Origin of the sequence: Sulfitobacter dubius, from assembly GCF_027214245.1 — a bacterium.
GTDB lineage: Bacteria > Pseudomonadota > Alphaproteobacteria > Rhodobacterales > Rhodobacteraceae > Sulfitobacter > Sulfitobacter dubius_A.
In genome coordinates, this window is record NZ_JAPWHM010000004.1 from 140,846 (window position 1) to 153,266 (window position 12,421).

Below are 12,421 nucleotides of genomic sequence, written 5' to 3' on the forward strand. Positions count from 1 at the left end.
TAGTCTTAAGCAATAATCGACGGTCACCGGGAACAACGGGGACACAGGGGCGGATATGGGACAGAGCATTTTCATCGCGATACGGCGCGTCGGGGTCTGACATGCGCATCACCGCTGTCACCTGCGTCAAGAACGAGGGCCCGTTTCTGCTGGAATGGATCGCCTTCAATCGGGTGATCGGGGTTACGGATTTCCTATTCTACTCCAATGATTGCACCGATGGGACTGACCGGTTGCTCGACGCCCTTGGCGCGCAGGGCATCCTTACCCATCTGCCCAACCCGGCCACCAACCGAAACTACCAGATGCAGGCGCTCAAGGATGCGCGGGGTCAGCCCGTCGTCACACGGGCCGATTGGGTCTGGGTCGCGGATGTGGATGAGTTTTTGAACATCTATGTGGGCGACCACCGCCTGCCCGCGCTGATCGCAGCCTGCGGCGATCCGCAGGCAATCTCGCTGCATTTCCAGTTCTTCGCCAATGGCGGGATCGAGGAGTTCGTCGATGAACCGATCATCGCGCAATTCACCCGCAGCCATAACCCCGACATCTGGTGCGCCGATACGGCGATAGAGGTTAAATCATTGGTCCGACAAGATTTCCCCTTGGGCTATTACGGCGCCCACCGCCCCTTTCATGATGACAGCAAAGTCCAACCCCATTGGACGGACGGCGCAGGCAGGCAGGTGCCCGCGCCCTTCCGCAGCGCTGCCAACAAACGCCGCATCCGTGCCTTTCCTGCCCGCGGCGCGCGGCGTTTTGCGACCCTGAACCACTACGCGCTGCGCTCGCTTGACAGCTATCTAGTCAAGAATGATCGGGGTGACGTGAACCGCGAACACCGCGCCTTTGACGACACCTATTGGCGCGACCGTAATGATGCAGCTTGGGAGGATCGCTCGATCCAGCGCTACCTGCCCGCCCTGCGCGCCGAGATGGACCGCCTCAAATCCCTGCCCGGCATCGCTGAACTTCATGCCGAAGCCGTGGCCGCGCACCGCGCCCGCCGCGATGCCCTGCTGGCCGATCCGGTCTACCGCGCGATGCAGGCGCAACTGCGCGAGGTTAGCCCCTACTCCGCCGCCGAAGCGCAGGTCCGCGCCGAGATTGGACTGAAATGACCGGCCCACGGATCATCAACCTTGGCCTGCCCAAGACCGGCACCACCACGCTCACCGATGCGCTGCGCCACGCGGGGCTTAAGGTCGCCGATTGGCGCATCCGCAAAGGGCAAAGCGCTCTGCCTGACATTACCGGAGAGCATGTCGGCCGGATCATCTATGCCGATTATTTTGCCAACGGCGACCCGCTGGCGCGGCTGCAAGAATTCGACGTGATCAACGAGATGAGCGCCGTGCGCCACGACCGCAGCCTATGGCCGCAGACCGACTGGGGGCTGCTGAGCGCCATTCAGCAACATCACCCCGACATCAAGTTCCTGCTGTCGCACCGCGATCCGGCAAAGACGGCGAACAGCATGATGCGCTGGAACAATCTGGGCCGCCGGCGCCTGCCACAGGCGGATGTGCCGGGCCTGCCCCGCGGCTTTGGCCGCAGCGAGGCCGAGCTCGCCAAATGGGTCGAGGGGCATTTCACCTTTTGCCGCCGGGTCTTTGCTGGCTGCGCCAATTTTCTGGAATTCGACATCGAAGACCCCGGCGCCCGCGACAAGATCGCCGCCTACCTCGGCATCGACCTGCCATGGTGGGGCCAAAGCAACACCGGCAGAGAAGACGCCGAGTGATGCGCCTCACCCTGTTCATCGGCCCGACCGAAAAAGCCGCCGCGCGACTGCGCAATATCTTGCAACAGCAAAAGGGTGCGCTGTTGAAACAAGGTGTTTTGGCCCCCGATTGGAACCACGTCCGCCTCTATGCCGCCTGCGCCGCGCCTGATGTGGTTGGACTGCTGCGCCATCGACGCGGGCTCGACAGTGCTTTGATCGACGCCACACTGCGTGATGAATTTCACGCCCTGATCCCTCGTGATTTGGCCGAGACCCGCGCCGATCATGTGGTGCTGAGCGCGGCACAGCTGGGCAACCTGTTGTCGCGCCCCGAGGAACTTGCCCACCTGCGCGATCTGCTCTGTCCCTATTTCGATGACATCCGCATTATCGCGCATCTAGATGAACAGGCCCGACTTCTCACCGCGCATTATACCTTTGCCGTGACCGAAGGCCGCCGCCATCCGCTGACGCAGGAACTCGCCTTGGCGGAGCGTGGCAAGTGGTGGCAAGGCGCGCTCGAACCTGCTGAGGATGCCCCCGACTTTGGCCTATTCTCGGATGTGCAAAACCCGCCCTTCTGGTTGGATTATCAGGCGCTTCACAGTCATTGGGCAGATGCCTTTGGGGCCGAAAAGGTCGAATTCCGCCCGCTCGACCTGCCGCATCTCCTGTCCAAAGACGGGGCGCGGGAGGTTTCCGATAGCCTTGACCTGACCGCGCCCCTCGGTCCGGTCGACCCGGGCCGCGCGCTAGCCCCTCTGCCCGCGCCTTGGCTGGCCCGAATGCGCGCGTTTAACGATGTACTGATCCGATATCTGCAAGCGCATGACCTCACCTGCCCGCGCAGCACATGGGGCCAGATGTTGCAGGCGCTGCAAATCGGTGGCGCAGCGATCGCGCCCGGCAGTCTCGCCCCAATCTCCGACCATTTCGCCCGCGACAACGCTGCCCTCATCACCCGATATCCCGCGCTGGCCGCGGCGCTCACCCCCGACAGGCCGGAACCCTTTTGGACCGAAGCAGACCCCGAACGCGGCTTTCGCGCCACGCAATACCTTGCCGCCTTCGCCCACCGTATCCGAACAACCGCGACCCCACTGGCGCAGAAACGCGCAGAGGCTGAGACGGCGCGCGAGTCGGCGGCGAAATTCGAGGCAATGCTATCGGACCCCGCCGCCCCAGAAGACGCCCGCGCGGCCTATGCCCAGCTTTTGAACCGGGTGAAGGTCAACCACGAGATGATCCTCAGCAGCCCCTTTCGTCCGCATAACGACACGGCGCCCGAGGGCGAGGACCAGCCTGCGCCCGCCTATACCACCGTCCCGCCGCGCCAATTACCGCCCGGCAACAGCGGCAATGTCATCGTCGGCTGCATGAAGAACGAGGCCCCCTATATCCTTGAGTGGGTCGCCTATCACCGCGCCGTGGGCTTTGATAACTTCCTGATCTACACCAACGATTGCGCCGATGGCACCGATGCCGTGCTCGGGCGGTTGCAAGACATGGGCATCCTGCAACACCGCAACAACGACGATTGGAAGGGCAATTCGCCCCAGCAGCATGCCCTGAACCACGCGCTGAAAGAGCCGCTGATCCGCGACGCGGAATGGATCGCGCATATTGATGTTGACGAATTCGTCAATATCCGCACCGGCAACGGCACGCTCAACGATTTTTTCGCCGCCGCGCCCGAGGCCACCAATATCGCGATGACTTGGCGGCTTTTTGGCCATAACGGCGTGACGGCCCTGTCGGGCGCGCCGGTGATCGGCCAGTTCGACCGCTGCGCACCCAGTTTTTGTCCGAAACCTCATACCGCATGGGGGTTCAAGACAATGTTCTGCAACATCGGCGCCTATGAAAAACTCTCCTGCCACCGGCCCAACAAGTTGGACGACGCGCAGGCGGAACGGGTCAAATGGGTCAACGGCTCGGGCCGCGACATGACGCGCGATGCGGTGCGCAACGGGTGGCGGTCTTCCAAAAGCAACATCGGTTATGACCTGCTGCAATTGAACCACTACGCTCTGCGCTCAGCCGACTCCTTTCTTGTCAAACGCCAGCGCGGGCGGGCGCTGCATGTCGACCGCTCCATCGGCATCAACTACTGGATCCGCATGGATTGGAACGACCACCAAGATGTCTCAATCCAGCGCAACCTGCCGCGTCTGCATGCCGAGATGGCCCGCCTGCTGGCCGACGACCCGCTTCGCGCGCATCACGAAGCAGGCCTTGCTTGGCACCGCGCTAAGGCGGAAGAGCTGCACCAAACGCCAGAGTTCCGCGACCTCTACCGCCAAGCGCTTAACATCAAGTTAAGCGCGACCGAGCGTGTCGCCTATGCTCTCGCTCTCGATATGGAAAGCTGACCCGTGACAGACACCAAGCCTGAGCCGAATTTCATCCACTCCCGCGGCATGAAATTCCCCGACGATCCAACGATCCTGCGCGGGCGGGTCCGCAAACTGCTGCGCCAAAACGCCTATGAAGCAAAGGAGAGCGAGGCCGCGCTGCGCGTGGTCAGGGAGGGCGACCGGGTGATCGAACTGGGTGGCGGCGTGGGCTATATGTCGACGCTGGTGGCCAGCAAACGCAACGTGACTTCGGTTCATTCATTTGAGGCAAACCCGAACCTTATCCCCTATATCCGCCGGGTCCATGCGGCCAACGGGCTGAGCAATGCCTATGTCACCAACGCCATCCTCGGCCCCGCGCCGGGCAAGGTTGATTTTCACGTGCGTGAACAAATCCTGTCCTCCTCCATGACCCGGTTCGAAGGCGAAGCCCCGCCCGAGACACATCAAATCGACGTGCTGGGCGCCGCTGAGGTCTTTGCCGACCTCGCCCCCAGCGTTCTGATCTGCGACATTGAAGGCGCTGAGGTTGACCTGATCCCGTCGCTGCCGCTCGACACTCTGCGCGCTGCTATCATCGAGTTGCACCCACAATGGATCGGCCCCGCGGGGGTTAACAAGGTGTTCAGCGCCTTCATGCAGGCGGGCATGGCCTATTACCACCGGGGCTCGCATAACAAAGTCGTGGCCTTCCGCCGTGAGTGGTAAAGTCTCCCACCTCGCGATCCTTTGTGTGCGCAACGAAGGGGCGTTCTTGCTGGAATGGCTTGCCCATCACCGCGCCATCGGCTTCGATCATGTGCTGGTTTTTTCCAACGATTGCGATGACGGCACCGATGACATGCTTGACCGGCTGCAAGCGCTTGGCGGTGTCACCCACATCCGCAACGACGGCCCCTATGAGCAAGGCGGCATTCAGTTCACCGCGCTGAAGGCCGCTGCCGAGTTAAAGATCGTGCAGCAGGCCGATTGGATCCTGCCCCTTGATGTCGATGAATTTGTAAACATCCATGTCGGCGATCACAGCCTCTCCGCGCTGCACGCCGCACTGCCCGAGGCCACGGCGATCACTCTTACATGGCGGCTTTTCGGCAGTGGCGATCAGGTCCGCTACGAAGACCGCCCGGTGACCGAAGGCTTTACCCGCTGCGCCTCTGCGGTGATGCACTGGCCGTGGCGGGCTGCCATGTTCAAAACCCTCTACCGCAATGATGGCACCTATGCGCAGCCGGGTGTGCACCGCCCCCGTGGCCCCGACCCCGCGCGGCTGGACCAATCCCGCTGGTTTGACGGCCATGGCCGCGCCCTGCCCGATCTCTTCAAGACGCGGCGCATTTTTTCAACCTATGGCCGGCAGAACTATGGGCTGGCCCAGATCAATCACTACCCCTTGGGCGCGATGGAATCCTATGTTCTTAAAGCCGACCGCGGCCGCGCGGTGCACCGCGCAGACATGCTGGGGCTGGACTATTGGGTAGAGCGGAATTTCAACACCGAGACCGACACAACCATCAACCGCAGCGCCCCGGCGCGGTCCCGCGAACTCGCCGCCCTCAAGTCCGACACGACCCTCGCCGCCCTGCACGAAACGGCCGTCGCTTGGCGCCGTACCCGGTTCGACGCGCTAATGTCGCAAGAGCCATTTCGCGCCCTATTCGGACGCCTCCTGATGGCCCCGCCAAGCCGTCCGGTCACCGCCAAAGCGGCGCGTGTCATGCTGGACTATGCGAGGCGCGCCCAAGCCGCCGAGTTCACTCAATAGCGCACTGCCACCACACCGCCCCCGGAAAACCGTCATATTCTCTTCAATTTCTCACGGATTTTCCGCATTTTCGCCCTATTATCCGGCTATACCCTGCTGAAACGGCGGTTCTGCCCCGCCCTGACAAGCCCGAGGATGCCCGATGCCGCGCGAGACGCCCACGATCGAAAGCTCACTGGCCGATATGCCCAAACGCGACTGGCTGCGCGCAATAGAGGCCGTGGCCGAAGAGGATGGATATTTCCAATCCTTGGGCAAACGCCATTTCTCTGCCTTCATTGAGCGTGAGACCACCCTGCTGGTCACGTTTGAGACCTATCAAGGCATGCACGCCCTTTCCGACAAGGCGCAGCCCTTGGGCTGGGACATGGTTCGCAATCACGACTGGTCGCATCTTTGCCTTGCCAGCGATGGCGACACATGGTTCCGCGCCGAAGAGGTCTATGCCTATTTCGACAGGCTGATCGACGACGGGTTCTTTGATGAATTTGATCAAGTGTTGTTCTACGGCGCTGGCCCCTGCGCCTATGCTGCCGCTGCCTACTCCGTCGCCTCTCCCGGTGCAGCGGTTGTGGCGATCCAACCACAGGCCACACTGAACCCGCGCATCACCGATTGGGACGACCGTTTCACCGATATGCGGATCCTCGATTTCACTTCCCGCTATGGTTATGCACCCGATATGCTTGACGCCGCGGAACGGGTCTTTGTGCTCTACGACCCGCGAGAAAAACTCGACGCGATGCATGCCGCGCTCTTTACCCGCGCCAATGTCACCAAACTGCGCATGCCCTTCATGGGCGATGCACTGCAGACCGACCTGCTGGAGATCGACCAGCTTGACCCACTGCTGCAAGCCGCCGCCGACGGCACGCTGGATGCGGCCCGCTTCGCCGCCCTCTACCGCGCTCGACGCGACTACCTGCCCTACCTGCGCAACCTCAGCCAAGCGGTCAACGCCCAAGGGCGCGAGAGACTGCTCGAAGCGGTCTGCGCCAATGTCAGCGCGCGGATGAGCGCCCCACGCTTTGCCCGCCGCCTTGAACGCATTCGCGCCCGCCGTCAGGCAGATGTGGCCGAGGTCGCAACCGCCACCGGATAGGTTTTCAATCTGGCGCGCGCCCCCGCTCTGTGCTAGCCCCGCGGCCATGACACAAAGCCTCACGATCCGCCGTCCCGACGACTGGCACCTGCACCTGCGCGACGGCGACATGCTGCGCGCCGTACTGCCCCATAGCGCCCGCGACTTTGCCCGCGCCATCATCATGCCAAATCTCGTACCCCCCGTGGTGACAGGCGCCCAAGCCGCCGCCTACCGCGACCGCATCATGGCGGCCCTGCCTGAGGGTGCCAATTTCACCCCGCTGATGACCCTCTACCTGACCGAGGACACAGACCCAGACGACGTGGCCCGCGCGCATGCGGATGGCCTCATCCAGGCGGTCAAACTCTACCCTGCGGGCGCCACCACCAATTCCGCCAGCGGCGTGTCCAACTTCGACAATGTCGCCCCGGTGCTCGACCGTATGGCCGAGATCGGCCTGCCGCTTTGCACCCACGGCGAAGTCACCGACAGCGAGATCGACATCTTCGACCGCGAGGCCGTCTTCATCGACCGCGTGCTCGACCCAATTCGCCGTGCGCATCCTGCGCTGCGCGTGATCATGGAGCATATCACCACCGCCGATGCCGCCGACTACGTGCGCAGCAACGACTGCGGCCTTGCGGCCACGATCACCACGCATCACCTCGTGATCAACCGCAACCACATCCTCGCTGGCGGCATCCGCCCGCATTACTACTGCCTGCCCGTGGCCAAACGCGAGACCCACCGCCTCGCCCTTCGCCAAGCGGCCACCTCCGGCGATCCGCGCTTCTTCCTCGGCACCGACAGCGCGCCCCATACCGATGGCGCCAAGCTGCAGCCCTGCGGCTGCGCGGGGTGCTTCACCGCGCCCAACACAATGTCGATCCTCGCACAGGTTTTCGAAGAGGACGGTGCCCTCGACAAGCTCGAAGCTTTCACCTCCCTCAACGGCCCCGCTTTCTACGGCCTGCCGCCAAACGAGACGCAAATCACCCTGCGCCGCGAAGCGCCAACCCACCCCGCCAGCATCGACACCCCGGACGGGCCGGTCACGGTCTTCGACCCCGGTTTCGATCTACACTGGACCTCCTAATCTTCATCCTTTCTCAAATACCGCTCCGACCTCTCCCCAGCCAAGGACGCCTGACATGATCCCCACCAGTCACCCCAGCCCCGAAGAAATGGCCCGCCTCACCGCGCGCATGTTGCTGGAGATCGGCGCGGTGCATTTCAACGCGGATGACCCCTTCACGCTGGCCTCCGGCCTGCCCAGCCCGACTTACATCGACTGCCGCAAGCTGATCTCACACCCGCGCATCCGTTCGACCCTGATGGATTTTCTCACTGTCACCGTGATGCGCAACGCCGGTTTCGAGGCCTTTGACAATATCGCCGGTGGCGAGACGGCGGGCATCCCTTTCGCCGCGATGGTCGCCGAGCGTATGGCGCTGCCGATGACCTATGTCCGCAAAAAGCCCAAAGGCTACGGTCGCAACGCGCGGATCGAAGGTGACATGACCGAAGGCCAGCGCGTGCTGCTGGTTGAGGATCTGACCACCGATGGCGGCTCAAAGCTCAGCTTTGTCGACGCGATTCGGGAAACCGGGGCCACCTGCGCCCATACCGCCGTGATCTTCCACTACGGCATTTTCCCACAAACCGAAAAGACCCTTGGCGACCATGGCGTTACGCTCCACGCGCTTTGCACATGGTGGGATGTCTTGGCCGAAGCGCGGGCGCAAGGCGCCTTTGACGCGGCCACATTGAGCGAAGTCGAAGCCTTCCTGAACGCCCCGCGCGAATGGCAGGAATCCCGCAAAAGTTAGCGGAATTTCCGCAAGATGTTGACCCAAGCCCCCTTCACAAGGCAAAATGTGGTGGGGCCTTTTGTCGATCAAGTTATCCACAAAAGATAAAATTTGCGCCGGACGACCCCGCTGGTTATGACGACCATCTGGGCAGATATGGGTGAGGTCATGAACGAGATTACGTCGCTGAACGCGAACCAATTGGCCGTGCAGGCACCGGAATCGATGCCGCATTCGATCGAGGCCGAGCAGCAATTGCTGGGCGCTATCCTGACCAATAACGACGTTTATGACCGCGTGGCCTCCGTCATTGGCCCCAAGCATTTCTACGAGCCGGTCCACGCGCGCATCTTCGACATCGCGGCCCAGCGGATCGCCAAGAACAACCTCGCCTCCCCGGTAACGCTCAAGGCCTTCATGGAAGACGACGAGGGTCTGAAAGAACTCGGCGGTCCGGCCTATCTCGCCCGTCTTGCGGGTGCCGCGATCAGCGCCTTCGCGGTGCGCGACTATGCACAGATGATCTACGATCTCGCCGTGCGCCGCGATCTGATCCAACTTGGCCGTGACATTTCCGCAAAGGCCGCGCAGGTGGATGTTTCCTCCGAGCCGCGCGAGCAGATTGTCGAGGCGGAACAGGAACTCTACAAGCTGGCCGAACAGGGTCAGGTTGAAAGCGGCTTCCAGTCCTTTCTCAAGGCCGTCACGGATGCGGTCAACGTCGCCAATGCCGCCTATCAGCGGGACGGCGGCCTGTCAGGCGTCTCGACCGGGCTGATCGACATGGACAAGAAACTGGGCGGTCTGCACCGCTCTGACCTTCTGATCCTTGCGGGCCGTCCGTCGATGGGGAAAACCTCGCTTGCGACCAACATCGCCTTCAACGTGGCCAAAGCCTACAAACGCGGGATGAAGCCCGACGGCACCGAAGGCGCGGTCGATGGCGGCGTGGTGGGTTTCTACAGCCTTGAGATGAGCGCCGAACAGCTTGCCGCGCGGATCCTCTCGGAAGCCGCCGAGATCCCCAGTCAGCAGATTCGCTCGGGCGATATGACAGAGACCGAGTTCCGCCGTTTCGTCGATGCCGCCAAGGCGCTGGAGGCCTGCCCGCTCTTCATCGACGACACGCCCGCCCTGCCGATCAGCCAGCTTGCCGCGCGCGCACGGCGCCTCAAGCGGACGCACGGGCTTGATGTGTTGATCATCGACTACCTGCAGCTGGTGCGGGGCACGGGTAAATCGGAAAACCGGGTGAACGAAATCTCGGAAATCACCATGGGTCTCAAGGCCATCGCCAAGGAACTCGACATTCCGGTGATTGCCCTGTCACAGCTCTCGCGTCAGGTGGAGAGCCGCGAAGATAAACGTCCGCAGCTGTCGGACCTGCGCGAATCCGGCTCGATCGAGCAGGATGCTGATGTGGTGATGTTCGTCTACCGTGAGGAATACTACAAAGAACGTGAGAAGCCCGGCGATCACGAGTTGGACAAGATGGCCGCGTGGCAGGAAGAGATGGAGCGCCTGCACGGCCGCGCCGAAGTGGTGATCGGCAAGCAGCGTCACGGCCCGATTGGGACAGTAGACCTTAGCTTTGAGGGCAAGTTCACCCGCTTCGGCAACCTTGTGCAGCCGTGGCAGCAAGGCGGCGGGAACGACGATCAGGAATTTTAATCTCTCGATTTATGGCCACTGCTCATTTGGGGGCGGTGGCGCTCTCCTACCGGTCCCCATCCTCATCAAATTCACATACTTGAATAAATGATTTGGATTGTCCGTCACTGCCGTTAGGCTAGATGGGCGGTTCTGCGCATCGCGCCAGTACCGTCACTCACCTTGGGAGGACCAAATGACCAATATCATCCGCGCCATCTGCCTGATGCTCGCCACCACCTTCGCCTTCGCGCTCCACGCCGAAGAATCCGAGCGCTACGGCAAGCAAAAAGTCGTCTATCACATCAACTACAACGGCGGCGAAGCCTCAAAGGCGCATCTGGGGGCCATGCGCAACATTCAAAATCACATCAACGCTGTCGGAGCCGAGAATATCGACGTGAAAGTCGTGTTGCACGGCCACGGGCTGAGCCTCTTGGCCGATGCCAAAGGCAATGAGAAGATGCAGACCACCGTATCTTCTCTCAAAGGGCAGAACGTCAGCTTCCACGTCTGCAACAACACCCTGCGCGGCCGCGAGATCAGCTATGAGGATGACCTCTATGACGTGTGGGAGGAAGACATCGTGCCCTCCGGCGTGGCGGAACTGTCGCGTCTGCAACAGATGGGCTATACATACATCAAACCTTAAAACGCACCGCCCGAGGGGGGACACTCCCCCCGGGCGTTCGTTTTGTTACTCCCCCGCCGCGCGGGTCTCATACATCAGCCCCTTGGCGCTGCCTTCGGCAAAACCTTTCCAATAGCTGTGGTCTTCCTTCTCGGTCCCGTCTTCTGCGACCGACCAGACGCCAGCGTTGGATTCCTCTACCAGATCAAGGTAGCTCCCCTTCTCGGCCTCATCCTTCAGACGGCTATCCATCCATGCGGTCACGAGATGCTGGGCGATATTGTTCATCCGCACCGTGTCCCAAACCGCATCTGTGTAATGTTCTGAGATGTTGAATCCTTTGTCTTCGCTGAAGTAATAGGACTCCTCTGGCGCGGGCATCGGCGCGCCGGCGTTATGGCCCGCGTTCACATAGGTCAGCAACGCACGGTCGACGTTTGAGGTGTTCTCCCAGATCGCGCGAATGCCATCTTCGTACAGAGATGTGTCATCCTGCGATCCGGCAATGAAGAGCATCGGGATCTGCACGCCCGACAGACCCTCGGCATCCCAAAAACCACGGTTCATGCCCCAAGGGCCAAAAGCTACGGCTGTCTTGATGCGCGGATCGGGCAGCGTGTTGTGGGTCTCGGACCCGGCCTGATGAATGCCCAATGTGCCATGCGGCCCACCCCGTGTGTAGCCGACCGACGCCTCGGTCACGCCACCGCCTGCGGTGATGATCGCGCCATAGCCGCCCATGGAGTAGCCGATCAGCCCGGTGTTCTCGGCGTCATAAAGCCCTGCGAAATCGCCACCCTCTGCGGCTTTCTGTGCCATCTGCTCCAGCACAAAAAGTTGGTCCAGAGAACGGTTCACCAGTGTCGAGCCAAAGGTCGCCTGTGTGCGGTAGGTGCTGTCGGTGTGATCGATCGACGCCACGACATAGCCTTTAGAGGCGAGGTTCTCGGCCAGATGCGACAGCAGATAGCGGTTACCCGGATAGCCGTGGCTGATTAGGACCAGCGGAAAGGTCTCTCCCGCCAGTGGGTCCACGTCGCGCATGGCCTGCCCGGTGAGGGTGACTTCGGTGGTGCCATCGCGCAGATAGGCTTTGAAGGCGGTTTCACCCTGCGCGCCCTCGGCGGCGGGGTAATACATCTCAACGGTCAAAGGCCGGTCATAGCGCGGCATCTCATCGGGCTTATCGGCGGCCGGGTCGATGGCGAGTATGTCGATCTGGCCGGGGTTCACCATCTCAAGCGTGCGCACGCCCACCGCGTGATCGCCATAGGCCGCGAGTTCGGGGGCATTCGGCAGCTGTCGGTCGATCCGGTTCTCCGCCTGCGCCGCCCCGGCGGCAAGGCTGGCGGCAAGCAGGGCCGTGGTGGTCATATGTCGGTGCATGGTTCGTCCTCCCT

The 12,421-nt window shown here is 62.0% G+C and carries 11 protein-coding genes; 10 read left to right on the top strand and 1 reads right to left on the bottom strand.

What is annotated here, in order from left to right:
- Window positions 1-101: 101 nt before the first annotated feature.
- The 10 genes from O4H31_RS10755 to O4H31_RS10800 all read left to right on the top strand — a co-directional run bounded on the left by O4H31_RS10755 (window position 102) and on the right by O4H31_RS10800 (window position 11,042).
- Window positions 102-1,121: a glycosyltransferase family 2 protein gene (locus O4H31_RS10755; protein WP_269345597.1), complete on the top strand. Its 1,020-nt coding sequence runs from the start codon at window positions 102-104 to the stop codon at window positions 1,119-1,121.
- A complete protein-coding gene (locus O4H31_RS10760) occupies window positions 1,118-1,744 on the top strand; it encodes a sulfotransferase (RefSeq protein WP_269345599.1) in 627 nt (208 codons plus the stop codon). The genes O4H31_RS10755 and O4H31_RS10760 overlap by 4 nt, the downstream gene beginning before the upstream one ends.
- Window positions 1,744-4,098: a glycosyltransferase family 2 protein gene (locus O4H31_RS10765; protein ID WP_269345600.1), complete on the top strand. Its 2,355-nt coding sequence runs from the start codon at window positions 1,744-1,746 to the stop codon at window positions 4,096-4,098. Before O4H31_RS10760 ends, O4H31_RS10765 begins: the two co-directional genes overlap by 1 nt.
- Before the next feature lie 3 nt (window positions 4,099-4,101).
- On the top strand, window positions 4,102-4,791 hold the full coding sequence (locus tag O4H31_RS10770; protein ID WP_269345602.1) for an FkbM family methyltransferase: 690 nt from the start codon (window positions 4,102-4,104) through the stop codon (window positions 4,789-4,791).
- Complete coding sequence (locus O4H31_RS10775) at window positions 4,781-5,845, top strand: glycosyltransferase family 2 protein (protein ID WP_269345604.1); 1,065 nt, start codon at window positions 4,781-4,783, stop codon at window positions 5,843-5,845. The genes O4H31_RS10770 and O4H31_RS10775 overlap by 11 nt, the downstream gene beginning before the upstream one ends.
- Before the next feature lie 142 nt (window positions 5,846-5,987).
- Window positions 5,988-6,947, top strand: a complete 960-nt coding sequence (locus tag O4H31_RS10780) for a phosphoadenosine phosphosulfate reductase (protein ID WP_269345606.1) — start codon at window positions 5,988-5,990, stop codon at window positions 6,945-6,947.
- 46 nt (window positions 6,948-6,993) lie between these two features.
- On the top strand, window positions 6,994-8,025 hold the full coding sequence (gene pyrC / locus O4H31_RS10785; RefSeq protein ID WP_269345608.1) for a dihydroorotase: 1,032 nt from the start codon (window positions 6,994-6,996) through the stop codon (window positions 8,023-8,025).
- Between the two features lie 55 nt (window positions 8,026-8,080).
- Window positions 8,081-8,758, top strand: a complete 678-nt coding sequence (locus O4H31_RS10790) for an orotate phosphoribosyltransferase (protein WP_269345612.1) — start codon at window positions 8,081-8,083, stop codon at window positions 8,756-8,758.
- A gap of 150 nt (window positions 8,759-8,908) precedes the next feature.
- Window positions 8,909-10,411: a replicative DNA helicase gene (locus O4H31_RS10795; RefSeq protein WP_269345614.1), complete on the top strand. Its 1,503-nt coding sequence runs from the start codon at window positions 8,909-8,911 to the stop codon at window positions 10,409-10,411.
- A gap of 175 nt (window positions 10,412-10,586) precedes the next feature.
- Complete coding sequence (locus O4H31_RS10800) at window positions 10,587-11,042, top strand: DsrE family protein (RefSeq protein WP_269345616.1); 456 nt, start codon at window positions 10,587-10,589, stop codon at window positions 11,040-11,042.
- Window positions 11,043-11,087: 45 nt separating this feature from the next.
- Here O4H31_RS10800 and O4H31_RS10805 read toward each other — a convergent pair whose 3' ends face one another.
- A complete protein-coding gene (locus O4H31_RS10805) occupies window positions 11,088-12,395 on the bottom strand; it encodes an alpha/beta hydrolase family protein (protein WP_269346335.1) in 1,308 nt (435 codons plus the stop codon).
- Window positions 12,396-12,421 lie beyond the last annotated feature (26 nt).

Coding starts and splice junctions, on each gene's coding strand:
- O4H31_RS10760 (WP_269345599.1), top strand. CDS start 1,118: ATGACCGGCCCACGGATCATCAACCTTGGCCTGCCCAAGACCGGCACC.
- O4H31_RS10755 (WP_269345597.1), top strand. CDS start 102: ATGCGCATCACCGCTGTCACCTGCGTCAAGAACGAGGGCCCGTTTCTG.
- O4H31_RS10795 (WP_269345614.1), top strand. CDS start 8,909: ATGAACGAGATTACGTCGCTGAACGCGAACCAATTGGCCGTGCAGGCA.
- O4H31_RS10790 (WP_269345612.1), top strand. CDS start 8,081: ATGATCCCCACCAGTCACCCCAGCCCCGAAGAAATGGCCCGCCTCACC.
- O4H31_RS10800 (WP_269345616.1), top strand. CDS start 10,587: ATGACCAATATCATCCGCGCCATCTGCCTGATGCTCGCCACCACCTTC.
- pyrC (WP_269345608.1), top strand. CDS start 6,994: ATGACACAAAGCCTCACGATCCGCCGTCCCGACGACTGGCACCTGCAC.
- O4H31_RS10805 (WP_269346335.1), bottom strand. CDS start 12,395: ATGACCACCACGGCCCTGCTTGCCGCCAGCCTTGCCGCCGGGGCGGCG.
- O4H31_RS10765 (WP_269345600.1), top strand. CDS start 1,744: ATGCGCCTCACCCTGTTCATCGGCCCGACCGAAAAAGCCGCCGCGCGA.
- O4H31_RS10780 (WP_269345606.1), top strand. CDS start 5,988: ATGCCGCGCGAGACGCCCACGATCGAAAGCTCACTGGCCGATATGCCC.